Genomic DNA, 24452 nt, shown 5'->3' with positions numbered 1-24452 from the left:
GCGGGCAAGCCCGCTCCCACAAGGATCAGGGAGCGGGCTTGCCCGCGATGCTTTTTGGCGGTTAACAAAACATAACGTCCCGCCCGTTGTGTTCGCGCGATCTTCCCCGATAGGATGGCCCAAAGCTATTGCAGGGCTCTGGATCAAGGGTTTTCGCAGTACCTGCAAGGCATTGACCCACTACAAGAACACAACAGGGGGCGGTCATGAGGGAATGGCTGAAGGCGGATGCCAGGCGCGGAGCCTTGGCGTTGACGGCCAGCGCGTTACTGGCGCTGGGCACATGGACAGGCACCGCACAGGCCGCGGCCGTCGCTGAATACTCGGTGGAATCGGCCAAGGCCAGCCAGAGCCTGCTGATCGACGCCGTACACGCCGGCAAACGCCTGGTGGTGGTCGGCGATCGCGGCCATATCCTGTTCTCCGACGACCAGGGCAAGACCTGGACCCAGGCCCGGGTACCCACCCGTCAACTGCTCACTGCCGTGTTCTTCCTCGACGACAAGCGTGGCTGGGCGGTCGGTCATGACGCGCAGATTCTCGCCAGCAGCGACGGCGGTGCGACCTGGAGCAAGCAGTTCGAAGACCTCTCCCGTGAAGCCCCGCTGCTCGATGTGCGTTTCATCGATGCCCAGCACGGCTTCGCCGTCGGCGCCTATGGCGCGCTGCTGGAAACCACCGACGGTGGGCAGAACTGGCAGGACGTCGCCGAGCGTCTCGACAACCCCGACCAGTTGCACCTCAATGGCATCACCCAGGTGAAGGATGCCGGCCTGTTCATCGTGGGCGAGCAGGGCAGCATGTTCCGCTCCAGCGACGACGGCCAGACCTGGTCGCATGTCGAAAGCCCCTACGAGGGCTCGCTGTTCGGCGTGACCGGCACCGGGCAAGCGCACACGCTGCTGGCCTACGGACTGCGCGGCAACCTGCTGCGCTCCACCGACTTTGGCGACACCTGGCAAGCCATCCCGCTGGAGGCCGGGCGGGGTCCGCTCGAATTCGGCCTGGCAAACGCTACGCTTCTCGAAGATGGCAGCCTCGTCGTGGTCGGCAATGGTGGCAGCGTGCTGCGCAGCCGCGACGATGGCCAGACGTTCACGATGTACAACCGCGCCGACCGCATCGCGCTGGCCGGTGTCAGCGGCCTGGCCGATGGCGGCCTGCTGCTGGTGGGGCAGGGTGGCATACACCTGGCCACTGCTGAAGGCGCCGAGGAGGCTCGGCCATGACCCGTCCGGAGAATTTCAACATGCCCCACCACAAGGACAAGGCCACCCTGCTCGAGCGGCTGATCTTCAACAACCGCCCCGTGGTCATCGCCTTGTGCGTGCTGGTGAGCATCTTCCTGTTCTGGCAGGCCACGCAGATTCGCCCCTCCACCAGCTTCGAGAAGATGATCCCGCTGCAGCATCCGTTCATCGAACAGATGATGGAGCACCGCAATGACCTGGCCAACCTCGGCAACACCGTGCGCATCTCGGTCGAGGCGGTCAATGGCGACATCTTCGACAAGGACTACATGGAGACTTTGCGCCAGATCCACGACGAGGTGTTCTACATCCCCGGCGTCGACCGTGCCGGGTTGAAGTCGCTGTGGAGCCCGAGCGTGCGCTGGAGCGAAGTGACCGAGGAAGGTTTCTCCGGCGGCGAAATCATCCCCAACACCTACAACGGCTCGCAGGACAGCCTCGACACCTTGCGTGACAACGTGCTCAAGTCTGGCCAGGTCGGGCGGCTGGTGGCCAACAACTTCAAGTCGAGCATCGTCGACATTCCGCTGCTGGAAAACTTCCCCGACCCGCAGGACCCGGGCAAGCTGACCAAGCTGGACTACCAGAAATTCTCCCACCAGCTGGAAGAGAAGATCCGCGACAAGTTCCAGGCGCAGAACCCGAACGTGAAGATCCATATCGTCGGTTTCGCCAAGAAGGTCGGTGACCTGATCGACGGCCTGGTGATGGTGGCGATGTTCTTCGGGGTGGCGCTGGTCATCACCTGGGCGTTGCTGTACTGGTTCACCTGGTGCATCCGCAGCACCATCGCCGTGCTCATCACCACCCTGGTGGCGGTGGTGTGGCAGCTTGGGCTGATGCACGCGGTCGGCTTCGGTCTCGATCCGTACTCGATGCTGGTGCCGTTCCTGATCTTCGCCATCGGCATTTCCCACGGGGTGCAGAAGATCAACGGTATCGCCTTGCAGTCCAGCGATGCCGACAACGCCCTGACCGCCGCGCGGCGCACCTTCCGCCAGCTGTTCCTGCCGGGGATGATCGCCATCCTCGCCGATGCAGTGGGCTTCATTACCCTGCTGATCATCGACATTGGCGTGATCCGTGAGCTGGCCATCGGGGCCTCGATCGGTGTGGCGGTGATCGTCTTCACCAACCTGATCCTGCTGCCGGTCGCGATCAGCTATGTCGGCATCAGCCAGAAGGCCATCGCCCGCAGCAAGAAGGATGCGGTCTGCGAGCATCCGTTCTGGCGCCTGTTGTCGAACTTCGCCAGCCCCAAGGTGGCGCCGGTGTCGATCGCACTCGCGCTGGTCGCCTTTGCCGGCGGGCTCTGGTACAGCCAGAACCTGAAGATCGGCGACCTCGACCAAGGCGCGCCGGAGCTGCGTCCGGATTCGCGCTACAACCAGGACAACAGCTTCATCATCAACAACTACTCGACCAGTTCGGATGTACTGGTGATCATGGTCAAGACCCCGGCCGAGAGCTGCTCGATCCACTCGACCATGGCGCCGATCGACGAACTGATGTGGACCATGGACAACACCCCGGGGGTGCAGTCGACCATCTCCCTGGTGACCGTGTCCAAGCAGGTGATCAAGGGCATGAACGAGGGCAGCCTGAAGTGGGAGACCCTCTCGCGCAACCCGGACATCCTCAACAACTCCATCGCCCGTGCCGATGGCCTGTACAACGCCGACTGCTCGCTGGCGCCGGTGCTGGTGTTCCTCAACGACCACAAGGCCGAGACCCTCGAGCGCGTCACCGCTGCAGCCAAGACCTTCGCCGATGCGCACAACAAGGAAGGCCTGCAGTTCCTCATGGCGGCCGGTAACGCCGGCATCGAGGCGGCCACCAACGAGGTGATCAAGTCGGCCGAGCTGACCATCCTGATCCTGGTGTACATCTGCGTGGCGGTGATGTGCATGATCACCTTCCGCTCCTTCGCCGCCACCTTGTGCATCGTCCTGCCGCTGGTCCTGACCTCGGTGCTGGGCAACGCCCTGATGGCGTTCATGGGCATTGGCGTGAAGGTTGCGACGCTGCCGGTGGTCGCCCTGGGCGTGGGCATCGGTGTGGACTACGGCATCTACATCTACAGCCGCCTGGAAAGCTTCCTGCGCGCGGGCCTGCCGCTGCAGGAAGCCTATTACGAGACCCTGCGCTCCACCGGCAAGGCGGTGCTGTTCACTGGCCTGTGCCTGGCGATCGGCGTGTGCACCTGGATCTTCTCGGCGATCAAGTTCCAGGCCGACATGGGCCTGATGCTGACCTTCATGCTGCTGTGGAACATGTTCGGCGCGCTGTGGCTGCTGCCGGCCCTGGCGCGGTTCCTGATCAAGCCCGAGAAGATGGTGGGCAAGGAGGGTGGCTCGATCTTCGCCCATTGAGGAAACCGACGCTATTGGTGCAGGAGCGGCGCAAGGCCGCTCCTGCACGGTTTCAAGGCTTCTTGCAGTGATCCGAAGAAGTGATCCGAAGATATAATGGCCACCTTCCTAGCCCAAGGTGCCCCCATGCCCCCTCTCGCGACCGCCCTGCAAACCTGCGACATGCTCCTGATCGATGGCCTGCACGCCTTCGAGTTCACCTGCGACACTTCCGGCCTCATGATTGAATGCATGGACGGCCGCCAGTTGCGCCGCTGGAGTTTCACCCCCGAGCAAATGGCTGCCGCCCGCGCAGAAGGGAACGATTGGTTGCTCCACGACGCCCAAGCAGAACACCGTCTAGTCTTGATGAGTGCGTTTCGCGCCCCGGAAGATGACGAAGATGAAGCTGACCTGGAAGCGCCTGCTGACCGCTAGTCTGATGAGCCTGTCGATCCACACCCAGGCTGCCACCTTGCTGGTCGGCAGTTACACCGAGGGTGCCAGCCAAGGCATCTACCGTTATCAATTCGACCCGCGCAGTGGTCAGATCGCCACGCCAGCCCGGCAGGTGGTCAAGGCTGTCAGCCCGTCGTGGCTGGTGCTGTCGGCCGACCAGCGGCAACTGTTCGCGGTGAACGAAACGCCCATGGGGCACCTCAGCAGCTTCGCGGTGAGTGCCAATGGCGAGATCACGCCGCTGAACCAGGTCGCCAGCCTGGGTGACGAACCGACCCACGCCAGCCTCAGTCACGACCAGCGCTACCTGTTCGTCGCCAATTACGCCGTGGCGCCCGATCCTGGCGGTAGCCTGGTGGTGGTCCCGGTGGCGCGTGACGGCAAGCTCAAGGCGGCGCTACAGCAGTTGCGCCATGCCCCGAGCAAGGTCAACCCCGAGCGCCAGGCCGGTGCTCATGTGCATTCGGTGGTCCAGTCGCCCGATGGCCGCCACCTGTATGCCAGTGACTTGGGGGCCGACAAGGTGTTCATCTACCGCTACGACGGCGCCAGTGCCGACCGGCCGTTGAGCCCGGCGATACCCGCATTCGTCAGCTTGCCGCCAGGCAGCGGGCCACGGCACCTGCTGTTCGATGCCAAGGGCCGGCATGCTTACCTCACGCTGGAAATGAGTGCCGAGGTGGTGACCTTCGATGTTCTGGACGGTGCGTTGCATGAGCGTCAGCGCCTGCCGTTGACCGACAGCAGCGATCCTGCCGCCAAGGCCGCGGGTGGCCTGCACTTGTCCGCCGACGGACGTTTCCTGTACGTCAGCAACCGCGGCAGCGCCAATCAGATCGTGGTCTACGCCGTGGGCAAGGACGACGGCCAGTTGACCTTGCTGCAGCGTCGCTCGGTGGAAGGCGATCACCCACGCGAATTCACTCTGGACCCAAGCGGCAACTTCCTGTTGGTGGCCAACCAGAAGAGCAACCAGATCGTGGTCATGCGCTGCGATCCGCGTACTGGCAAGCTTGGCGAAACGGTGCAGACACTGCCCCAGGACGCGCCTTCGGACCTGAAGTTTCTCGATTGACTATCAATCGGCGTGATAATCGCTACTGCTGCAATGAATTTCAGCCAAGCGCCTCGTCGGCGTAAGTTTGACCCAAGGCCCAAGAGGGCCACTGTCAAACACCGAAGACGAGGACACTCCGATGAACTTCAATCTCTTCCCGGTCATTGCCGCTTCCGCCATTTCCGCTTCCGTCGTGCTGCCGGTCCATGCCCAGTCGGAAAGCCGCAGCAAGGCTGCCGAAACCCACAGCTACACCGAGCAGTACCTGCGCCAGAGTGCCCACTTCCACGCAGCCCTGAGTGCCAAGCACAGCAACTGATCGACCCCTGACAGGTTCTTGTGGGAGCGGGCTTGCTGGCGAAGCAGTCACCACGGTGCCATGGCACCGACTCCGCCGGTGTTCGCGAGCAAGCCTACTCCCACAGGAACCTGGTCAATCGGTTTTTCAGCGGACCATGATCGCCTTGAACAGGTCCGATGCCAGCCATCCCTGCAACCAGCTCCGCACCCGCGGATAAGCCGCCTCGGCGAACCACTGAGGTTCGACCCCGGCGAACTGGCGCAGCAATGGCAGCAACGCGGTGTTCAGCCCAGTAATGCGTGAAAGGTGTTCGCCGTTGGCAAAGACCTTTCAGATTTCATGCGGCTTGCCGCCAGGAATATGGGTAGGTGCCTTGTCGTTGCAAGCGACACCGATTTGCAGGTTCTTTTCGCCGTTGTAGGGGTTTCCTTGGCGATCAATCAAGTAGAAGACTTCATGCAGGTATTGCTTACCCTGCTCTTGGTAGCAGCGGAATGAGGTGTTCTCTGGGAAAGCGGATTTGATCTCGGCGAAAGGCGTGTCTTTCCCGATCATTTGATTGAACTTGGATTGGTCGTACTTCACCACGGTGCGCAAATTCACGAAGTCCGCGAAATAGCTGTGCAATTCCTGGCCCGAGCAACTGCCATGCTTGCTCCACTCATGGCGAAACATACCTTCTGGTCGCTGCGTGACCATGTTGGCCAGCTTGGGAATCTTCAGGACTGCTTGCATCTGCTCGTCGGAGATCGTGCATTCCTTGCCCGTACATTTGGACAGGGCCTCACAGAATTGTGGGTGGCGATTGTTCTTGGGCTCAATGCTTTTGCTGTAAGGCCAGATTCCATGGGTGAGGAAGGCCTGTGGCGCGTTCTCACAACCCGCAGCCCGTTTGTCCTGGGGCTTCCTGAGTTTTTCCATTTCACAGAAAGAGGGTTGCCAAGTCACCGAATACACCAGGAAATCGGTGGGAAATTCAGAGGGTGATGGGCCGGCTTCTTCGTTGGCATCCATTGCCCAAGCGTTGGTGGCAGCGAGAAGTGCCAGGCTGGCGAGTAGTTTTTTCATCGGATCCATCCTCAGATAACACCGCATGTTGATGCGGTTTACGAGGAATCTACTGCTCTATGCGCGTTATTGACCACTGGCAAAAATGACAGGTCATGGGCATGTCAACTTGGACGGTGCCGAACTGACATGGGTTTATTCCCTATCGGTTCAGGCCGCCGGACGGCTGGAAACAAGTCCGACCTGGCACAGAAAAGGTTGTTTCACCGAGCCATGACTGCCTTGAACAGGCTTGAGTCCAGCCATCCCTGCAACCAGCTCCGCACCCGCGGATAAGCCGCCTCGGCGAACCACTGAGGTTCGACCCCGGCGAACTGGCGCAGCAGTGGCAGCAACGCGGCATCGGCCAGGCTTGGGTGGTCTGCCAGCAGGAAAGGCCTGTTCTCGAGCAGGCCTTCGAGCTCCGCCAGCCAGGCCTCGGCCTGCTGGCGGTAGTGTTCGCGTGAATGCTCCGGGTAGCGCTCGGCGTACTTGTACAGGTTGACCTGTGCCTTGAAATCCCGGTCATTGCGCGCGATCAACGCCTCGCCTCGTTCAGCCGCCAGCGGATCGGCCAGCAGCCGCCAGTCCTGCGGATCGTCATGCGCCAGTGCCCAGCGCATGATATCCAGACTTTCTTCCAGCACCCGCTCCCCGGTATCGAGCACCGGCACCGTACCCTTGGGCGACAGAGCCAGCAGCTCGGCCGGCTTGTCCTTGAGCGACACCTCGCGAATTTCCACGTCACAGCCTGCATAGCGCAGGGCCAGGCGCGCACGCATGGCCCAGGGGCAACGGCGGAACGAATAGAGAATCACCCGCAGACCTCGACATCGCTCAGGCCGTTGCCCTGGCGACGCACCTGGATCTGTACCGGAATACGCTCATGCATTTCCTGCACGTGGGAAATCACCGCGACCTTGCGACCCTGGGCCTGCAGGCCGTCGAGCGCATCCATGGCCAGTTGCAGTGACTCGGGGTCCAGGCTGCCGAAGCCTTCGTCGATGAACAGCGATTCGATGCGCAGGGTGCTGGAGGCCATCGATGCCAGCCCCAAGGCCAATGCCAGCGAGACCAGGAAGGTCTCGCCGCCCGACAGCGAGTGCACCGAGCGCATTTCATCGCCCATCTCGGTATCCAGCACCAGCAGGCCGAGGGCGCTGCCGCCGCGTTTGAGGCGGTAGCGCCGGGCCAGCTGGCGCAACTGGTTGTTGGCGTGGTGCAGTAGCAGGTCGAGGTTGTAGCCTTGGGCGATCTTGCGGAACACATCGCCTGAGGCCGAGCCGATCAGGTCATTGAGCCGACCCCAGCGCTGGCGCTCGCCACGGGCCTTGTCGATGTCCTCGGCGAGTGCCTGGTGCGCCTGTTGGCGACGCTGGTCGTCGGCCTGCTGGGCACGCAGCTCGGCGCAGTGCTGTTCGTGGATGGCCAGTTGCTCGCGCAGTTCGTCAAGGCTCTGCTGCAGGTCTTGGGCCGAAGCCTGGACGGCGGACTCGACGCTGTGCTGTTGCAGACGCTGTTCGCGCTCGTGCAACAGCACCTGCGCTTGCTCGACGGCCTTGTCGGCATCTTGCAGGTGCTGGCGCAGCGCGCTGACGGCGGCCTCATCGATGGCCAGCAGGCGCTCCAGGCCGACGTCGTCCAGTTCAGGGTGTTCGGCGCGCCATTGGGCGATGTCGCCGTGCAGTTGCTGGTGTTCCTGTTCCAGTGCCTGCTGGCGATTGCCGTTGGCCTTGAGCTCACTGGCCAACTGCACGCCTTGGGTGCGCAGCGTCTGCAGGTGTTGTGCGGTATCGGCGTCGAGCGCCCGTGCCTGCTCCAGTTGCGCATCCATATGCTGTTGCCAGGCTTCGGCGCTGGGCTGTTCGCCGAGCAACTCGGCCAGCGCGGCCTGGGCCTGCTGTCGCTGGGCCTCGAGGGCGGCGAGTTGCTGGCGCAGTTGTTCCTGGGTGTCCAGCCGTGCTTGATGCTGATCGCGCAGCTTGTCCAACTGGCGTTGGCGCGCCTGCTGTTCTTCCTGTTCGTCCTTGCGCTGTTCGAGCTGCTGCAGGCGCTGGCTGATCTGCTGGTCGAGGGCGACGAAAGCGTGGGTCGGATCGTCGCTCAGGGCCTTGAGCACGTCGCCCGGCAGCACGCTGGCGAGGTCCTTCAGCCCTTGCTCCAGTTGCTGCTCGTCGTTGGCCAAGGCTTGGTGTTGTTGGTCCAGATGGCGCTGGGCCTGTTGCTGGGCTTCTTGTGCCGCCTGCAACTGCTGGGTGAGGCGGGCGGCGTCCTTCTGCAGGGCGAGCAGGGCGCTCTGGCGTTTCTCGTCCTTGCCGATTTCCTCGTCCAGGCGCCGCAGCTGGCTGTCGAGCCAGACGCTGCGTGCCTTGTCGTCCTGTGGTGCCAGGGCTGGCCATAGACTGTGGGCCTGCACCTGTGCCACCAAGGGTTGCAACTGTTCGCCGAGTTGCTGTTGCTGCTGCTGGAAATCCTTGAGCTGGGCGTTGACCACGCCCAATTGGGTGCGCAGTTCCACCAGTTGACAGTTGAGGGTCTCGACCTGTTTCTGCGCGGCGTCTTCTTCGGCCTGGTCATGGCGGCCAAGGCTCTGCAGCAGCGCTTCGGGCTGGTGGAACGGATGCTCGGCGCTGCCGCAGACCGGGCAGGGTTCGCCGTCGCGCAGTTGGCCGCGCAATTCTTCGACGCTGGTGTTGCGCGCCAGGCGTTGGCGATCGAGCAACTGGCGGGTGAGGGCGAGTGCCTGTTCTGCCGTTTCCAGCCTGGCCTTGGCCGATGTGCCTTCGCCGATCAGTTGCTGGCGCTGCTGCATGGCCTGTTGCTGCCGCTCACGCAGGGCGTCGAGCTGCTGGCGCAGTTCCATCTCGCGACCGTGCAGGCGCGACAGTTCCTCGACTGCGCGCTGCTGCTTGCGGTTGTCCTGCAGCATGCCGCCGAGCAGGTCGATCTGTTCGGCCAGGGCCTGGGGCTCGGCCTTGGCTTCGCGGAACAGCAACTCGAAGCTGTCGCGCTGGGTTTGCAGTTGGGTATTGGCCTGGCTGGCCTGTGCCTGCAAGCCTGGCAGTTCTTCGCGACCCTTGGCCAGGCGGCTGCCGATCAGCATCACCTGCTTGAGTTGCGGGAGGTAGGCCTGCCAGGCATTGGCCAGGCCCGCCAGGTGTTGGCTGTCGGCCAGTGCGGTGTCGATCAGGGCCAGTTGTTCCAGGCTGCGCTGCTGGTTCTGTTCCAGCTGCTGCAGGTGCTGCTGGCTTTCGGCAAGGTCCTGCTCAGCCTGCTGGCAGGCCGAGTGCTGTTTCGCCAGGTCCTGGTCGAGGCGGGCGAGGCCGTCCTGGGCGGCAAAGGCCTGCCGCAGGCGGGGGGCGTTCTCGCTGTGCTGCGCCTGGCTTTGTGCGAGCGCATCGCGTGCGCTGAGCTGCGCCTGCTCCAGTTCGCCGATACGGGTGTGCAGTTCGGTCTGCTGGCGTACCTGCTCGGCGATTTCGGCGGCCAGCGGTGTGAGCTGGGCGGCCAGGGTCAACTGGCGGTGGAACTGATGGCGCTGGGGGGCCAGGCGCTCCAGGCGTTGCAAATCGATACGCTGCTCGCTGAGCTGGGCGCTGGTGTGCTCGGCGGCCTTGAGCGCTTCACTGGCTTCGGCGTGTTGGGCCAGCAGGCGCTGCTGTTCGCTGAGCCAGATGCACTGTTGTTCAAGCTGCCGCTCGCGCGCCTGTTCGCCCTTGAAGTGCTGTTGCGCCTGCTCCAGGCGCTGGTCAAGTTCGGCACGGGCCTCAGCGGCCAGCGGCAGCAAGTGGCTGGCGCGCTCCTCAAGTGCCTTGAGCGCCTCGGCGGCCTCGCGCGAGCGGGTGAAGGCGCGCTGCCCCAGGCGGGTATAGATGGCCGTGTTGGTGAGCTTTTCCAGCAGTTCGCTACGTTCGCGATCGTCCGCCTTGAGGAAGGCTCCAAACTCGCTCTGGGCCAGCATCACCGCACGGGTGAACTGCTCGAAATTCAGCCCCAGGCGGGCTTCGGCCAGTTGCTTGTATTCGTTCTTGCCACTGGCCAGCAGTTGTTCGCCGTCCAGGTCGTAGAAGCTCTGGCGGCTGTGTTGCAATTTGCCGTTGGCCTTGTCACGCGCGCGGTTGGCCTCCCAGCGGGCGCGGTAGCGCTTGCCATCGATGCCGACGAAATCGACCTCGGCAAAGCCGCTGCCGGTGCCCCGGCGCAGCAGGTTGCGCGGATCGGAGGTGGGGATTTCGCCGTCGGCGTCCGGCACCTTGGCTTCGCGGCCGATCTCGTTCAGACGTGGCACCGTGCCGAACAGCGCCAGGCACAGGGCGTCGAGCAGGGTGCTCTTGCCGGCGCCGGTCGGGCCGGTGATGGCGAACAACCCGGCGCTGGCCAAGGGCTCGGCAGTGAAGTCGATATCGATGGGACCGGCCAGGGAGGCAAGGTTCTTCAGGCGGATGGCCAGGATCTTCATGGCTGCTCCTCCAGTTGCACGTCCTGCAGCAGCAGGGCGAAGTCGCTCAGGGTCTGTTCATCGACGGGGCTGCCGTAGGCCTGCTCCCAGGCGCGGCCGAACAGGTCCTGCGGGGTCATCTGCGACAGCTCGACGAAGGCCTGTTCGTCCTCGTCCTGAGCATTGCGCCCGGCATATTCGGCGCTGATGCGCACCAGGCGCACCGCCTTGCCCTGCAGTGCGCTTTCTATCTGCTGGCGCAGGTCGGGCTGCGGCTCGTCCAGGCGTACCCGCACTTCCAGCCATGGCTGGCGATTGGGGTCTTCGAGAAGGTCGATCACCGGCAGGTCGGCAAGCTGCTCGAGCAGTTCGCCGAGCGGTGCCGGGCCCATGCGCTGCAAGGCCACGGCCCGAGGTACCAGGCGCGGTTCGACGCTGAGCAGCTCGGTGCCGTCCAGCTCGATCTCCAGTACCTGGTGCGGATAGTTGATCTCGGCGAACGACAGCGGGATAGGCGCGCCGCTGTAGCGGATGCGGTTCTCCCGGTTGACCTTCTGGGGCTTGTGCAGGTGGCCCAGGGCGACGTAGCTGATGGCCTTGTCGAACAACCGCGCCGGCAGGGCTTCGGCGTTGCCGATGATCAGGCTGCGCTCGGAGTCTTCGGAAATCGAGCCACCGGCCATGTGGGCGTGGCTGATGGCGATCAGCGCCTGGTCCTTCTTGCGCTTGCCAAGGGCGGCGGCGATCAGCTGCTGGTGCACCTGGGTGATGCCCTGCAGGTAGTCATCGCCCAGTTGCGGACCGGTGACTTCTGCCGGGCGCAGGAAGGGCAGGGCCAGGCACCAGGCACAGACCTTGCCGCGGGCGTTGGTCAGCGGGATCAGCAGGCGCTCGGCGTCGAGCTGGCCTTCGTCCAGCCAGTGCACCCGGCCCAGGGCGTGGGTGCGCAGGCGGCGCATCAGGGCGGCGGGCAATTCGATGCGCGAGCCGGAGTCGTGGTTGCCGGCGATCATCACGATGTCCAGCTTGGGCTGCTGTTCGTGGGCCTGGACGATGAAGTCGTAGAGGCGCTCCTGGGCTTTGACCGGTGGGTTGACCGTGTCGAAGATATCCCCGGCGATCAGCAGCGCGTCGGGTTGGCGCAGGCGTAGCTGGCCGAGCAGCCAGTCGAGGAAGCAGGCGTGTTCGAAGTCGCGTTCCTGGCCGTGGAGGCTCTGGCCCAGGTGCCAGTCGGAGGTGTGAAACAGACGCATGGAGGACCTGTTGGTGTCGAATCAAGCGACCGGTCGGGGCTGCGCTTGAGATGGGGTCTCGGAGGGCGGGTATGGTAACCCAAGTGGCTGTGGAGGTTCGCTTTGCTGTTGCTGCCGAAGTCGTCAGGCGAAGTGGTTGTGTAGAGGCTGACAGGTGCTTGCCGAAAGATTTTGGGTGCCTATGAGATCGAGCGCCGCCCGCGCGGCGCTTCGCGGGCAAGCCCGCTCCTACGTTTGTTTCGGGCCAGTTATGCCTGTGCCATAGGCGCGCGACCGCCTGGTGTGTACGACTCGGTACCGCGCCGTGCGCCAAAGGGGGCGCGCGAAAATGCCACAGGACTCACTGGCCCGAAACAAACGTAGGAGCGGGCTTGCCCGCGAAGCGCCGCGCGGGCGGCGCTCGATCTCATAGGCCCCAAAAATCTTTCGACGAGCACCTGAAAAAATCACTTGGGATAAAGCGGCGGCAAACTCCCACCATCTGCACCCACAGGCAACCCCTGCTGCACCGAAGGAATATTCCCAATCGCGCGCCACAGCTCCTCGCCCTGCCAATGCTGGCCCGACTCGCTGTAGAGCGCGCCATTGAGGCCGTCGAGGGCGTTGGACAAGGGCACGAAGCGCGCCGCCATCTCTGCCAGCGTCTCCGGTTGTTGGCGCGCCCAGGCGTCCAGCGCCTGGCGCGTGGCCTGGGGATCGTTGGCGAGGGTCGCGCGCTTGAGGTCGTCGAGCAAGGTGCGGGGGCTTGGGCCGCTTTGTGCCGCCCGTAGCACCGCAGGCTGCGAACGGGCGCGCCACCACAGGGCAAAGCCGAGCAGCGTGGTCAGTGCCAGGACCAGCGTCGCCAGTTGCCAGGGCCACAATGGATTGGCGCCGCTGGCAACGTCACCCACCGGCGTGTCGGCACTCAGCGCGGGGTTATCGTCAACCTTGATGCTTCGGGCCGGGAGGCTGCTGTGCTCCAGATGATCTTCGAGGGTGTTCCACCAGGTGACTTCCAGCGCAGGCAGCATCAGGTTGCCACTGTGGATCGGCACCAACGCTTCGCGCTCTTCACGATTGGCGGTCATGCCGCGCTCGTTGATCTCGTTGCGCAGCAGTGGTTGGTCCGGGTAGCGGCGCAGGCCAGTGACCTCGGTGGCCGGCAACGGTGGCAACTGCGTGCTGGGCAGCCCCTCGGCGCGCAGAGTGGTGCTGCGTGTCAGCGAATCGCCGATCTGCGTCGGCTGCTGGGTCGGGTCGGGGTTCCAACGCTCCTCCAGGGTGAGGCTGCGGGCCGGGAGCCAGGTCAAACCGGCAGGCCAGGCCGCAGGGATGGCCTTGACCTGCAGGGTCAGCGGCAGTGAGCTGACCTGCACCTGGCGCCCGCTGCGAGCACCTGTGGCAGGCGGCTCTGTGCTGTCGGCAGCGGTGGCGGTGAAGGTCAGGGGAGGCACTAGCAGTGTGCCGCTCTGTTGCGGGTAAAGCGCGTAGCGGGTTTCGATCACGCCATGGCGCACGCCGTTGATTTCTTTCTCGTAGGTGCGCGACTCGCCCAGCGGCTCGACCTTGGCGTTTTCGAGCCGCAGCGGGCTCAGGCTGCTGTCATCGTACAGCGACACCGAGTGGTAGATGCGCAGGGTCAGTACGGCCTGGGCCTGGACATACACTTCGGGGCTGTCGAGGGTTGCCTCGATGAACACCTGCGAGGCGCTGTCCGGGCGATTGGGGTCGGGTTGCACCACTTGCAGCTCGATGGCCTGACTGCGCGACTGCCCCAGTTGCAGCTCCGGGATCTGCAGGTTGCCGCTACGCCGGGGCAGCAGGGTGACGATCCAGCGCGTGCTGGCCCGGGTTTCGCCATCGAGGGTATGCAGGCTATTGAGCTGGCGCGTACCGCGCACTTCGAAGTCGCCCTCCAGGGCGCGCAAATCGGGCTTGCCGAACTCGGTGACATCCTGGCTTTCCAGCGTGAGTTCCAGGGTTTCGCCGGCCTCCACGCGGGTGCGATCGACGCTCGCCTGCAGCGCCGGTTGGGCCTGTGCCAGGGTGAGCCAGAGAAGGCTGAGCAAGAAGGCGCCGAGGCGACTCATCGTTGGGGTTCCTGATGCAATTGCTGTTCGTACCAGAATTTGCGTCGCAGCAGTTGCGCCGGGTTGTCGGGAATTTCCCGCAACCACTGCTCCAGGGCCTGGCGCTGTTCGGCGTCGAGGCTGGTCGAGGTGGGCCGCTGCGGCGGCTGGGTGAGGCTGTCATCATCGCCGCCCTGGTTGCCGGACGACGCCTGGTTGTTGCTGTTGCGGGTGCTGTCGCCACCGTCCTGCGCTGGGCTCTGCTCGTCGTTGCCGGGCGTGCCCTGGGCGCTGCTGGAAGCCGAGCTGCTGTTGCCGTCGGTGTCGCGGCTCGGTGTCGGTTGCGCGTCGCTGTTGTCCGGCTTTCGCTCGGCGTTGGCCTCGCGTTGTTGCAGCTGTTGTTGCACCAGTGCCTGGTTGTCCAGTGCCGGTTGCAGGTCGGGCTGGCGCTCCAGGGCCTGCTCGTAGGCATCCAGGGCGGCATCCAGTTCGCCGGCACGGGCCAGGGCATTGCCTCGATTGTAGTGCGCCGCGGCGCTGTTGCCCTGGGCGAATGCCTGGGCCGCGCCAGTGTAGTCGCCTGCCTGGTACAGCGCCATGCCGCGCCACTGTGGATCCTCGAAGCGCTGGGCGGCTTCGGCGGGACGCTGGTGTTGCAGCAGGTACTGGCCTTGTTGATCGGGGCGACGCCAGAGGTCCTGGAATTCGAACGCCTGGCTTGGTTGGGGCAGGGCAAATAGCAGCGGCAGGCAGAACAGCCAGCCGCGGCGTCCGGCGCAGGCGGCCAGCAGCAACAGCGGCAGCAGCAGCCAGTAGCCCTGGTCGGCCCAACTGTCCAGTTGCAGGGTCTGGCCGTCGTTGCGCAGGGCGCGGGGGGAGTCGAACAGGCCCAGACCGCGCAGGTCGAGATCGTCGATACGGGCATGCCGGTAGCGTCCGCCCGTGCCGACGATGAAGCGCTTGAGCTCGGCGCTGTCCAGGCGTGGTACGAGGATGGCGCCCTGGTCGTCCTTGAGGTACTCGCCACTGGCCTGGCGCACGGGGGCACCTTCGGCGGTGCCGACGCCGAGCATCAATAAAGAGGGGCCCTGGCGACCCAGGGCCTGGACGATACCCTGGCGCTCCTGCTGGCTGAGCGAGCTACCGATCAGCAGCACGCGGCCTTGCCCCAGGCCGCTCTGAGCGAGCAGTGCCAGGCCCTTTTGCACTGCCAGATCGGCGCGATGGCCGGGCTGTGGCATGATCGAGGGGTCGACTGCCTCGAGCAGGTTGCGTGTGGTGCCCAGGTCATCCGACAGTGGCACCAGGGTATGCGCGCTGCCGGCATAGACGATCAACGCGGTCTGGCTTTCGCGACGGTGTTCGAGCAGATCGAGGACCTTGCGCCGAGCCTGTTCCAGACGGTTGGGCGGGCTGTCCTCGGCGAGCATCTGCGGGGTCAGTTCGAGCAGGATCACCAACGGGTCGGCCGGGCGCTGGCGGGTTTCTTCCAGGCGCTGCCAACTGGGCCCGAGCAGGGCCAGGAGCACCAGCAGCCAGGCCAGGCCCAGGGCGATCCACGGCAGCTTGCTGGTGCTGCCATTGCCGCCTCCGAGCAACACTGCATGGAACTGCTGCGGCAGAATCATCTGCCAGCGGCCGGCACGTTTGCGTCGATGCCAGAGCTTGAACAGCAGCCAGCCGAGCAGGGGCACCACCAGCAGCCAGAGCGGGCGCAGCCATTGTGGCCAGAGTTCGATCATCGCCGCCTCCTCAGGCGTAGGCGCTTGAGGCGCTGGCGCCATTCGGGGTGGGGTTGCAGAAAGCGTGGTCGACGCAGCAGGCGTTGCAGCAGATTGTCTGGCCACTGCACGGCGATCACCAGCAGGACGCTGAGCAGCAGCGCCAGGGCCATCGGCCAGGCATACAGCTCCCTGGCAGTGCGCGCCTGGGTCGGTTGCTGGGCTACTGGTTCGAGCTGGTCGAGGGTGTCACCGATGCTGTTCAGCTCGGCACCGTCATGGGCGCGGAAATAGGCGCCATGGGTGAGTTCAGCGATTTCCTTGAGCGAGGCTTCGTCCAGGTCCAGGCTCGGATTCAGGCCGAGCAGCCCCGGGGTGCCGCTGGCGTCGGGGTTGGCGCCGATGCCGATGGTGTAGATGCGTACGTCTTCCTGGGCCGCCAGGCGCGCGGCCGTCAGGGGGTGTATCTGCCCGCCGTTGTTGGCGCCATCGGTCACCAGTACCAGCACCCGACTCTGTGCGGGGCGCTGACGCAGACGCTTGACCGCAAGGCCGATGGCGTCGCCGATGGCGGTGTTCTTGCCGGCGATGCCGATCTGCGCTTCGTCGAGGAAGGTACGCACGGTGCGCCGGTCGAAGGTCAGCGGGGCCTGCAGATAAGCCTCGCTGCCGAACAGGATCAGCCCGACCCGGTCGCCCTCGCGGTCCTGGAGAAAATCGCCGAGCAGCGCCTTGACCAGGTCGAGGCGACTGATTTCGTCGCCCTTCCACTGCATGTCGGGGAAGTCCATCGAGCCCGACACGTCCACCGCCACCAGCAGGTCGCGGCCGCTTGCCGCGATCGGTACCGGATCGCCCAACCACTGCGGCCGGGCGGCCGCCAATAGCAGAAGCAGCCAGATCACCACGAAGGGCGCCTGCTGGCGCCAGGTTGGCAGGTTGAGGCGGGCGCGGCGCCCGGCAAGGCCTTCGAGCTCATCGAGAAAGCCCACTTTGAGCACCGGCTCGCCACTGTCGGCGGCAGGCAGCAGCAGGCGCATCAGCCAGGGCAGCGGCAGCAGGGCGAAGATCCACGGCCAGGCCAGGTCAAACATGTTTGCGAATCCAGGTCTCGACCGCCTGGGCGAGCCCGGCGATGGCCTTGTCGTCGAGCTTGCACTCGGGCTTGTAGGCCCCTTCGACCAGTACCATCCAGCGGGTCAGGCCGGCAGCCGGGCAGCGGTTGTCGAGAAACGCCAGCCATTGACGGCCGTTGAGCGTGTGGCTGTTGGCACCAGGGTAGTGATTGCGGCACAGGCGTTTGAGCAGGGCATTGATCTGCTGCAACCAGGCCCCGGCCGGTGCGCCGTCGTAGGGGCGCGGCAGGCGGGCGAGCTCGGCCAGGGCTTCGACGCGGATCGGGTCCAGCGGCTGTTCGGCGGGTGGCGCCTGGCGTCGGCCTGGCCGCCAGCGGCGCAGGCGCCACAGCCCCCAGCCGAGCAGCGGCAGCAGGGCCAGCAGCAGCCACCAGCCCGGCGCCGGTGGCCACAGACCGATGGCCGGCGGGGCGATCAGCGGTTGCAACTGGTCGAGCGGGTTCATTGGCCGCTTCCCGGACGCTGGTTGAGGTACTCGCGCAACTGCTCGATCATTTCGCTCTGGGTGCTCAACGGCATCAGCACCACGCGCATTTTCTGCGCCAGCAGTTCCCAGCGTTCGATGCGTGCTTCGGCCTGTTGGCGATAGAGCTGGCGCAGGTTGGCGTCCAGGGTGTCGAGCTCCAGGTGCGCGCCGCGTTGGGCGAAGCGTAGCAGGCCGGCGGCGGGCAGCGCGTGGTCGAGCGGGTCGGAGACCGGCATCAGCAGCACGTCGCAGTGGCGTGAGAGCATCGCCAGGTGCTGTTCGACGGCTGGGGTGAGTGCGCGTTCGTCGCAGATGACGATGGCCAGGCTGCCGGGGCGCAGCACTTCGCGCGCGCGGCGCAGTGCCAGGCCCAGGCTGTCGGATTGGGGTAGCGCTTCGGTGTGCAGCGACTGGTTGACCTTGGCCAGGCGGTTGAGCAGTTGCAGCAGGCTCTGCTTGCTGCGTCGGGGCTTGATCTCGTGGTGTTCGTTGTCGCCGAACACCAGCCCGCCGATGCGATCGTTATGGCCCAGCGCCGCCCAGCCGAACAGCGCCGCAGCCTGGGCCGCGAGCACCGACTTGAACATCAGGCCCGAGCCGAAGAACAGGCGCTGGCTCTGCTCGACCATGATGAAGATCGGCCGTTCGCGCTCTTCATGGAAGAGCTTGGTGTGGGGCTCTTGGGTGCGTGCGGTGACACGCCAGTCGATGTTGCGCACGTCGTCGCCGGCCTGGTACACGCGCACCTGGTCGAAGTCGACCCCACGTCCGCGCAGCTTGGAGTGGTGCAGGCCCACCAGCGGGCTGCGCTGGCCGGGCCGGGAGAACAGCTGGATCTCGCGCACGCGGTGGCGCATGTCGATCAGCTCGGCCAGGCCGATGCGGATGCCGGGTTCGGCGAGGTGCGTGGCGGGCATGCGGGTCAGGCGACGGCGACGACGTCGAGGATACGCTGCACCACCCGGTCCTGGTCGATGCCCGCAGCTTCGGCTTCGAACGACAGGATGACACGGTGGCGCAGCACGTCGAACAGCACGGCCTGGATATCTTCCGGGCTGACGAAGTCGCGCCCGGCCAGCCAGGCATGGGCACGTGCGCAGCGGTCCAGGGCGATCGAGCCACGGGGGCTGGCGCCGTAGGCGATCCAGTCGGCCAGTTCGCCGTCGAACTTGGCCGGGGTGCGCGTGGCCATGACCAGTTGCACCAGGTATTCCTCCACGGCATCGGCCATGTACAGGCCGAGGATTTCCTTGCGTGCGGCGAAGATCGCCTGCTGACTGACCTGGCGCTCCGGCTTGACCTCGCCGCCCAGCGCTTCGCCACGGGCCTGCTGGAGAATGCGACGTTCGACGGCCGCGTCGGGGAAGCCGATTTTCACGTGCATGAGGAAACGGTCGAGTTGCGCTTCGGGCAGCGGGTAGGTGCCTTCCTGCTCGATCGGGTTCTGCGTGGCCATGACCAGGAACAGCGGCGACAGCTCGTAGGTGCTGCGGCCCACGCTGACCTGGCGCTCGGCCATGGCCTCGAGCAGGGCCGATTGCACCTTGGCCGGGGCGCGGTTGATCTCGTCTGCCAGGACCAGGTTGTGGAAGATCGGCCCTTGCTGGAACACGAAGCTGCCGGTTTCCGGGCGATAGATCTCGGTGCCGGTGATATCGGCCGGCAGCAGGTCGGGGGTGAACTGGATACGGTGGAATTGCGCCTCGATGCCCTCGGCCAACTCCTTGATGGCCTTGGTCTTGGCCAGGCCCGGTGCGCCCTCGACCAGCATGTGCCCGTCGGCGAGCAGGACGATCAGCAGGCGGTCGACCAGCTTCTCCTGGCCAAGGATCTGGGAGGAGAGAAAGGTGCGCAGCGCGATCAGCGCTTCACGGTGTTCCATCGTCGGCGGTTCCTGGAAATGGGCCGGGCGCTTGGGGGAGGGCGGTTGCCGGGCAGGGGGTGATACTTTAATCCATCCAGGGGGGCGGCGACCAATTGGGTGTCAGAAAAAATCCTGACGGCCGGGGTGGTCCGGGCCCGTTGCGGGCCCGGCGACGTGTCAGAGGAACACGAACTTGGCGATGAAGATCACGCACAGCACCCACAGGCTTGCGGAAATTTCCTTGTACTTGCCGGTCCCGGCCTTGAGCACGACGTAACTGATGAAGCCCAGGGCGATGCCGTCGGCCACCGAAAAGGTCAGCGGCATCATGATCGCGGTGACGATCGCCGGGATGCTGTCGGTCGCCTCGTCCCAGTTGATGTGCGCCATGCTGCCCATCATCAGCATCGCCACGTAGATCAGCGCGCCGGCCGTGGCATAGGCGGGGATCATCCCGGCCAGCGGGGCGAAGAACATCGCCGCGACGAACAGCAGGCCGACCACCACCGCCGTCAGGCCGGTGCGCCCGCCCGCGGCAACCCCGGCGGCACTTTCCACGTAGCTGGTCACCGGCGGTACGCCCACTGCGGCGCCGAACACGCTGGAGGCGCTGTCGGCCTTCAGGGCGCGCGACAGGTTCTCGATACGCCCGTCCGGGGCCACCAGGTTCGCCCGCTGCGCCACGCCCATCAGGGTGCCGGCGGTGTCGAACATATGCACGAACAGGAAGGCCAGTACCACGCTGATCATGCTGACGTTGAAGACGCCGGCCACGTCCATGGCCATCCAGGTCGGTGCCAGGCTCGGTGGCAGCGAGAACACCCCGCCATACTGCACCAGGCCCAGGCCCCAGCCGGCCAGGGTCACGGCGATGATGCTGATGAGAATGGCACCGAACACTCGGTGGTAGCTCAGCACCGCGATCATCAGGAAGCACACGGCCGCCAGCAGCGGTCCGGGTTCATGCAGCGAGCCCAGCTTGATCAGCGTCGCCGGGCTGTCGACGATGATGCCGGCGGTCTTCAGGCCGATCAGCCCGAGGAACAGTCCGACCCCGGCACCCATGGCATGGCGCAGGCTCACCGGAATGCTGTTGAGCAGCCACTCGCGCACCCGTGACAGGGTCAGCAACATGAACAGCGCGCCGGAGACGAACACGGCGCCCAGCGCCGCCTCCCAGGTGTAGCCCATGGTGCCGACCACGGTGTAGGTGAAGAAGGCGTTGAGCCCCATGCCGGGCGCCAGGCCCACTGGCCAGTTGGCGTACAGGCCCATCAGCAGACAGCCCAGGGCGGCGGCGATGCAGGTGGCGACGAAGGCGGCACCGTGATCGATGCCAGCGTCGGCCATGATGTTGGGGTTGACGAAGATGATGTAGGCCATGGTGATGAAGGTGGTCATCCCGGCGATCATTTCGGTCCTGACGGTCGTGCCGTGGTGCCGGAGTTTGAAGATCCGCTCCAGCCATCCCGGTCGGGGCGACGCAGCGAGATCCAGCGTTGGGGCTTCGGATTTGCGGCTTTCCACAGCGAGTACTCCTCAAGTCTTTCTTGTTGTTCTGGAGCCTTGGTCCTGCGCATGCACTTGGCGGCTCCGCGAGGGGGTGGCAGACGTCTGACGGTTTTGTTGACTTATGGGTCAAGAAGTTGCTCGGTGGATTATGCTTTTGTGTACAAAGAATGCAAATAATGTTTTATCTTTTGTGCGCACAATCTGCGTCAACGCAGCTATATGGGAATTGGCCACCTGCAGAAACGGCTCAGCCTGTGTACAATGCGCAGATACCTTGATCCCTTTTTTCACCCCAGGACTTGCCAGCCACCCTCTGACAGGTATTACAGTCGAGGTTCCACTGGCCGATCCCTTGTGCTCGAGTGCCCATGAACGAACAGCTGCAACCTCTGAAGAAACCTGCGCGCACAGCCAAGGCCGGCCGCAGCGGTACCCAGGACGACATCGTCTATGCGCACATTTTCGAGGCCATCCTCGAACAGCGCCTGGCGCCGGGCACCAAGTTGAGTGAGGAAGCGCTGGGCGAGATCTTCGGCGTCAGCCGCACCATCATCCGTCGCGCCTTGTCGCGTCTGGCCCATGAAAGCGTGGTGCTGCTGCGCCCCAACCGTGGCGCGGTCGTGGCCAGCCCCACCGTGGAGGAGGCGCGCCAGGTGTTCTTCTCCCGGCGCATGGTCGAGCGCGCCATCACCGAGCTTGCGGTGCAGCATGCCACCGACGAGCAACTCAACGAGCTGCGCCAGATGGTCCGCGATGAGCGCGACAGCTTCTCGCGTGGCGACCGTGGCGCTGGCATCCGCCTTTCCGGCGAGTTCCACCTCAAGCTGGCCGAGGCGGCCGGCAATGCGCCGCTGGTCAGCTTCCAGCGCAGCCTGGTGTCGCAAACGTCGTTGATCATCGCCCAGTACGAAAGCGGCAACCGCTCGCATTGCTCGTACGACGAGCACATGCAACTGATCGACGCCATCGAGGCGCGGGATGCCGAGCAGGCGGTGAGCCTGATGATGCATCACATGGATCATATCGACAGCAAGCTCAACCTTGACGAAGACAGCGCATCGGACGACCTGCATGCGGTGTTCTCGCACCTGCTGAAAAAACCCAAGGCTGCCGCCAAGGGTTGATCGTTTGCCTGAATGAATGACCGAGGGCTGCTGTGCAGCCCATCGCGGGACCAGCCCGCTCCCACAGGTATGGACTGCTGCCAAGTTGGACATGAATCCAACCTTTGCGGCAGTTCAGGTACAGCACATCCCTCGGGCCCGGTGCTTTCTCTGTAGGAGCGGGCTCGTCCCGCGATGGGCCGCGCAGCGGCCCTTTGTGCATCAGCGCCGATGTACCGAGCGCCCCGCGGCGAAGGTCTCGCGCACGGTACGGTCATCGCCCAGGGTGGTCAGCACGAACAAGGTCTCCTCGATGCTGTTGGATTGCTGGATGCGGTAGTCCAGCAGCGGCGTGGCCTTGTAGTCGAGCACCACGAAATCGGCATCGTTGCCGGCGCGCAGGCTGCCGATGCGGTCGTCCAGGCGCAGGGCGCGGGCTCCACCGAGGGTGGCCAGGTACAGCGACTTGTACGGGTGCAGGCGCGCGCCCTGCAGCTGCATCACCTTGTACGCCTCGTTCAGTGTGTTGAGCAGCGAGAAACTGGTTCCGGCACCCACGTCGGTGCCCAGCCCGACATTGACCTTGAAACGCTCGGCCTGGGGCAGGTTGAACAGGCCGCTGCCCAGGAACAGGTTGGACGTCGGGCAGAAGGCCACGGCCGAGCCGGTCTCGGCCAGGCGCTGGCATTCCTCGTCGCACAGGTGCACGCCGTGGGCGAACACCGAGCGCTCGCCCAGCAGTTCGAAGTGGTCGTAGACGTCCAGGTAGCCCTTGCGTTCGGGGAACAGCTCCTTGACCCAGTCGATCTCCTTGAGGTTCTCCGACAGGTGGGTGTGCAGGTACACGCCCGGATGTTCCTTGAGCAATTGTCCGGCCATGGCCAGCTGTTCAGGCGTGCTGGTGGGCGCGAAGCGCGGCGTCACCGCATAGTGCAGGCGAGCCTTGCCATGCCAGCGCTGGATCAGCGCCTTGCTCTCGCTGTAGCTCGATTCGGCGGTGTCGGTCAGGTAGTCGGGGGCGTTGCGGTCCATCATCACCTTGCCGGCGATCAGGCGCAGGTCCAGGCGCTCGGCCTCCTCGAACAGGGCGTTGACCGACTCCGGGTGCACGCTGCCGAACACCAGCGCGGTGGTGGTGCCGTTGCGCAGCAGTTCCTGCAGGAAGATCTTCGCCACCTTGTCGGCATGAGCCTTGTCGGCGAACTGCTTTTCGCAAGGGAAGGTGTAGGTGTTCAGCCAGTCCAGCAGTTGCTCGCCGTAGGAGCCGATCATGCCGGTCTGCGGGAAATGGATATGGGTGTCGATGAAGCCTGGGGTGATCAGGGCGTCCTGGTAGTGCACCACTTCGATATCGGCGTCGAGGGTCGGCAGCAGGTCGGTGGCGTGTCCCAGGGCGCTGATGCGGCCTTCGTCGACCACCAGCAGGCCGTCTTCGTAGTATTCGTGGGAGGCCTCCAGGCCAACCTCGGCAGGGTCGGCAATGCTGTGCAGGATGGCGGCTCGGTAGGCTTTGCGGGTTGCGGTCATAAAGCGCTCGTCAAATGGCTTGGCTGCGCCGGGAGGGCGGCAGCAACTGGGCAATGGGGCCTGCATTGGCGCCAGCGTCATGCTGGCCGAAGCAGGCGTTGTAGGTGGCGATGATTTCGCCGGCAATGGACACCGCGATCTCGATGGGCAGCTTGCCCTTGACCTCCGGCAGGCCCATGGGGCAGCGCATGCGTGCCAGCACGGCATCGTCGTAGCCGCGCTCGCGCAGGCGGTGTTCGAACTTGACCCGTTTGGTCTTCGAGCCGATCAGGCCGAACCAGGTGAAGTCGTTGCGCTTGAGGATGGCGGCGGTCAGCTCCAGGTCGAGCTGGTGATTGTGGGTCATGACGATGCAGTAGCTGCCTGGCGGCAGTTCGGCCACTTCGTCGACCGGCTCTTCGCTGACCACCTTGGTCACCCCGTGGGGGACAAGCGGTGGGAATTCCTGCTCGCGCGAATCGATCCAGCGCACCCGGCAGGGCAGCGCGGCGAGCAAGGGTACCAGAGCCCGGCCGACATGGCCCGCGCCGAACACCGCGACCTGCGCCTGCACCGGCGACATGGGTTCGAACAACAGCACCGTGACGCCGCCGCAGCACTGGCCCAGGCTCGCGCCCAGGCTGAAGCGCTCCAGATGCGGTGTGCTGCGCTGCTCGGCGAGCATCTGCCGGGCGATGTGCAGGGCCTTGAACTCCAGGTGTCCGCCACCGATGGTGTCGAACAGGCTGCTGGCGCTGACCACCATCTTCGACCCCGCGTTGCGTGGCGTGGAGCCGCGCTCCTCGATGATGGTCACCAGGATGCAGGGTTCGCCGCGGGACTGATGGTCGGCGAGGGCATTGATCCATTGGTGCATGATGTAGCCTCTCTAAACCATGCTGAGGACCCTGTAGGAGCGGGCTTGCCCGCGAAGAGG

19 protein-coding genes and 1 pseudogene are annotated in these 24452 nt (G+C 64.9%); 6 read left to right on the top strand and 14 right to left on the bottom strand.

Features of this window, described 5'->3' with window-relative positions:
- Nucleotides 1-206 precede the first annotated feature (206 nt).
- From HU729_RS00895 to HU729_RS00875, 5 genes are all read left to right on the top strand, one after another.
- Complete coding sequence (locus HU729_RS00895) at nucleotides 207-1229, top strand: YCF48-related protein (protein WP_186707906.1); 1023 nt, start codon at nucleotides 207-209, stop codon at nucleotides 1227-1229.
- Complete coding sequence (locus HU729_RS00890; protein WP_186666760.1) at nucleotides 1226-3622, top strand: RND family transporter; 2397 nt, start codon at nucleotides 1226-1228, stop codon at nucleotides 3620-3622. The genes HU729_RS00895 and HU729_RS00890 overlap by 4 nt, the downstream gene beginning before the upstream one ends.
- A gap of 126 nt (nucleotides 3623-3748) precedes the next feature.
- Nucleotides 3749-4039, top strand: a complete 291-nt coding sequence (locus tag HU729_RS00885) for a DUF5629 family protein (RefSeq protein WP_186666759.1) — start codon at nucleotides 3749-3751, stop codon at nucleotides 4037-4039.
- A complete protein-coding gene (locus HU729_RS00880; protein ID WP_186707904.1) occupies nucleotides 4005-5135 on the top strand; it encodes a lactonase family protein in 1131 nt (376 codons plus the stop codon). Before HU729_RS00885 ends, HU729_RS00880 begins: the two co-directional genes overlap by 35 nt.
- Before the next feature lie 121 nt (nucleotides 5136-5256).
- The gene (locus tag HU729_RS00875; protein ID WP_186666757.1) at nucleotides 5257-5436 is read left to right on the top strand and encodes a hypothetical protein; all 180 of its coding nucleotides are present in this window, start codon (nucleotides 5257-5259) and stop codon (nucleotides 5434-5436) included.
- A 126-nt stretch (nucleotides 5437-5562) separates the two neighbouring features.
- On the opposite strand, the pseudogene HU729_RS00870 reads toward HU729_RS00875, so the two are convergent.
- The 12 genes and pseudogenes from HU729_RS00870 to HU729_RS00815 all read right to left on the bottom strand — a co-directional run.
- Nucleotides 5563-5703: pseudogene (locus HU729_RS00870) on the bottom strand (glutathione S-transferase); the annotation flags it as partial.
- A gap of 45 nt (nucleotides 5704-5748) precedes the next feature.
- Complete coding sequence (locus HU729_RS00865) at nucleotides 5749-6486, bottom strand: hypothetical protein (protein ID WP_186707902.1); 738 nt, start codon at nucleotides 6484-6486, stop codon at nucleotides 5749-5751.
- Nucleotides 6487-6689: 203 nt separating this feature from the next.
- Entirely contained in the window at nucleotides 6690-7283 is a 594-nt protein-coding gene (locus HU729_RS00860) for a glutathione S-transferase N-terminal domain-containing protein (RefSeq protein WP_186707900.1), read from the bottom strand.
- The gene (locus tag HU729_RS00855) at nucleotides 7280-10924 is read right to left on the bottom strand and encodes an AAA family ATPase (RefSeq protein WP_186707898.1); all 3645 of its coding nucleotides are present in this window, start codon (nucleotides 10922-10924) and stop codon (nucleotides 7280-7282) included. Before HU729_RS00855 ends, HU729_RS00860 begins: the two co-directional genes overlap by 4 nt.
- Nucleotides 10921-12156: an exonuclease SbcCD subunit D C-terminal domain-containing protein gene (locus tag HU729_RS00850; RefSeq protein ID WP_186707896.1), complete on the bottom strand. Its 1236-nt coding sequence runs from the start codon at nucleotides 12154-12156 to the stop codon at nucleotides 10921-10923. The genes HU729_RS00855 and HU729_RS00850 overlap by 4 nt, the downstream gene beginning before the upstream one ends.
- A gap of 446 nt (nucleotides 12157-12602) precedes the next feature.
- Complete coding sequence (locus HU729_RS00845; protein ID WP_186707894.1) at nucleotides 12603-14228, bottom strand: BatD family protein; 1626 nt, start codon at nucleotides 14226-14228, stop codon at nucleotides 12603-12605.
- Complete coding sequence (locus HU729_RS00840) at nucleotides 14225-15949, bottom strand: VWA domain-containing protein (protein ID WP_186707892.1); 1725 nt, start codon at nucleotides 15947-15949, stop codon at nucleotides 14225-14227. The genes HU729_RS00845 and HU729_RS00840 overlap by 4 nt, the downstream gene beginning before the upstream one ends.
- On the bottom strand, nucleotides 15946-17022 hold the full coding sequence (locus tag HU729_RS00835) for a VWA domain-containing protein (RefSeq protein ID WP_186666750.1): 1077 nt from the start codon (nucleotides 17020-17022) through the stop codon (nucleotides 15946-15948). Before HU729_RS00835 ends, HU729_RS00840 begins: the two co-directional genes overlap by 4 nt.
- Nucleotides 17015-17509, bottom strand: a complete 495-nt coding sequence (locus tag HU729_RS00830) for a DUF4381 domain-containing protein (protein WP_063543917.1) — start codon at nucleotides 17507-17509, stop codon at nucleotides 17015-17017. The genes HU729_RS00835 and HU729_RS00830 overlap by 8 nt, the downstream gene beginning before the upstream one ends.
- The gene (locus HU729_RS00825) at nucleotides 17506-18447 is read right to left on the bottom strand and encodes a DUF58 domain-containing protein (RefSeq protein ID WP_186666749.1); all 942 of its coding nucleotides are present in this window, start codon (nucleotides 18445-18447) and stop codon (nucleotides 17506-17508) included. The genes HU729_RS00830 and HU729_RS00825 overlap by 4 nt, the downstream gene beginning before the upstream one ends.
- Before the next feature lie 5 nt (nucleotides 18448-18452).
- A complete protein-coding gene (locus HU729_RS00820; protein WP_186666748.1) occupies nucleotides 18453-19412 on the bottom strand; it encodes a MoxR family ATPase in 960 nt (319 codons plus the stop codon).
- Between the two features lie 159 nt (nucleotides 19413-19571).
- Entirely contained in the window at nucleotides 19572-20891 is a 1320-nt protein-coding gene (locus tag HU729_RS00815) for an NCS2 family permease (protein ID WP_189662270.1), read from the bottom strand.
- A 383-nt stretch (nucleotides 20892-21274) separates the two neighbouring features.
- On the opposite strand from HU729_RS00815, the gene HU729_RS00810 reads away from it, so the two are divergent.
- Entirely contained in the window at nucleotides 21275-22030 is a 756-nt protein-coding gene (locus HU729_RS00810; protein ID WP_186707889.1) for a GntR family transcriptional regulator, read from the top strand.
- Between the two features lie 201 nt (nucleotides 22031-22231).
- Here HU729_RS00810 and guaD read toward each other — a convergent pair whose 3' ends face one another.
- Both guaD and xdhC read right to left on the bottom strand, forming a co-directional pair.
- Entirely contained in the window at nucleotides 22232-23536 is a 1305-nt protein-coding gene (gene guaD, locus HU729_RS00805; RefSeq protein WP_054893626.1) for a guanine deaminase, read from the bottom strand.
- 10 nt (nucleotides 23537-23546) lie between these two features.
- On the bottom strand, nucleotides 23547-24392 hold the full coding sequence (gene xdhC / locus HU729_RS00800; RefSeq protein ID WP_186707887.1) for a xanthine dehydrogenase accessory protein XdhC: 846 nt from the start codon (nucleotides 24390-24392) through the stop codon (nucleotides 23547-23549).
- Between the last annotated feature and the right edge of the window lie 60 nt (nucleotides 24393-24452).

The sequence above is a fragment of the Pseudomonas sp. RW10S2 genome, from assembly GCF_014268985.1.
GTDB lineage: Bacteria > Pseudomonadota > Gammaproteobacteria > Pseudomonadales > Pseudomonadaceae > Aquipseudomonas > Aquipseudomonas wayambapalatensis.
The sequence above is the reverse complement of the archived record's forward strand: the minus strand, read 5'-3'. Positions and strand labels throughout refer to the sequence as shown.

What these genes read in the sequence shown, in the direction of transcription:
- HU729_RS00840 (WP_186707892.1), bottom strand. Translation starts at nt 15,949, where the DNA reads ATGATCGAACTCTGGCCACAATGGCTGCGCCCGCTCTGGCTGCTGGTG.
- HU729_RS00825 (WP_186666749.1), bottom strand. Translation starts at nt 18,447, where the DNA reads ATGCCCGCCACGCACCTCGCCGAACCCGGCATCCGCATCGGCCTGGCC.
- HU729_RS00865 (WP_186707902.1), bottom strand. Translation starts at nt 6,486, where the DNA reads ATGAAAAAACTACTCGCCAGCCTGGCACTTCTCGCTGCCACCAACGCT.
- HU729_RS00830 (WP_063543917.1), bottom strand. Translation starts at nt 17,509, where the DNA reads ATGAACCCGCTCGACCAGTTGCAACCGCTGATCGCCCCGCCGGCCATC.
- HU729_RS00850 (WP_186707896.1), bottom strand. Translation starts at nt 12,156, where the DNA reads ATGCGTCTGTTTCACACCTCCGACTGGCACCTGGGCCAGAGCCTCCAC.
- guaD (WP_054893626.1), bottom strand. Translation starts at nt 23,536, where the DNA reads ATGACCGCAACCCGCAAAGCCTACCGAGCCGCCATCCTGCACAGCATT.
- HU729_RS00835 (WP_186666750.1), bottom strand. Translation starts at nt 17,022, where the DNA reads ATGTTTGACCTGGCCTGGCCGTGGATCTTCGCCCTGCTGCCGCTGCCC.
- HU729_RS00845 (WP_186707894.1), bottom strand. Translation starts at nt 14,228, where the DNA reads ATGAGTCGCCTCGGCGCCTTCTTGCTCAGCCTTCTCTGGCTCACCCTG.
- xdhC (WP_186707887.1), bottom strand. Translation starts at nt 24,392, where the DNA reads ATGCACCAATGGATCAATGCCCTCGCCGACCATCAGTCCCGCGGCGAA.
- HU729_RS00880 (WP_186707904.1), top strand. Translation starts at nt 4,005, where the DNA reads ATGAAGCTGACCTGGAAGCGCCTGCTGACCGCTAGTCTGATGAGCCTG.
- HU729_RS00890 (WP_186666760.1), top strand. Translation starts at nt 1,226, where the DNA reads ATGACCCGTCCGGAGAATTTCAACATGCCCCACCACAAGGACAAGGCC.
- HU729_RS00810 (WP_186707889.1), top strand. Translation starts at nt 21,275, where the DNA reads ATGAACGAACAGCTGCAACCTCTGAAGAAACCTGCGCGCACAGCCAAG.
- HU729_RS00885 (WP_186666759.1), top strand. Translation starts at nt 3,749, where the DNA reads ATGCCCCCTCTCGCGACCGCCCTGCAAACCTGCGACATGCTCCTGATC.
- HU729_RS00875 (WP_186666757.1), top strand. Translation starts at nt 5,257, where the DNA reads ATGAACTTCAATCTCTTCCCGGTCATTGCCGCTTCCGCCATTTCCGCT.
- HU729_RS00855 (WP_186707898.1), bottom strand. Translation starts at nt 10,924, where the DNA reads ATGAAGATCCTGGCCATCCGCCTGAAGAACCTTGCCTCCCTGGCCGGT.
- HU729_RS00895 (WP_186707906.1), top strand. Translation starts at nt 207, where the DNA reads ATGAGGGAATGGCTGAAGGCGGATGCCAGGCGCGGAGCCTTGGCGTTG.
- HU729_RS00820 (WP_186666748.1), bottom strand. Translation starts at nt 19,412, where the DNA reads ATGGAACACCGTGAAGCGCTGATCGCGCTGCGCACCTTTCTCTCCTCC.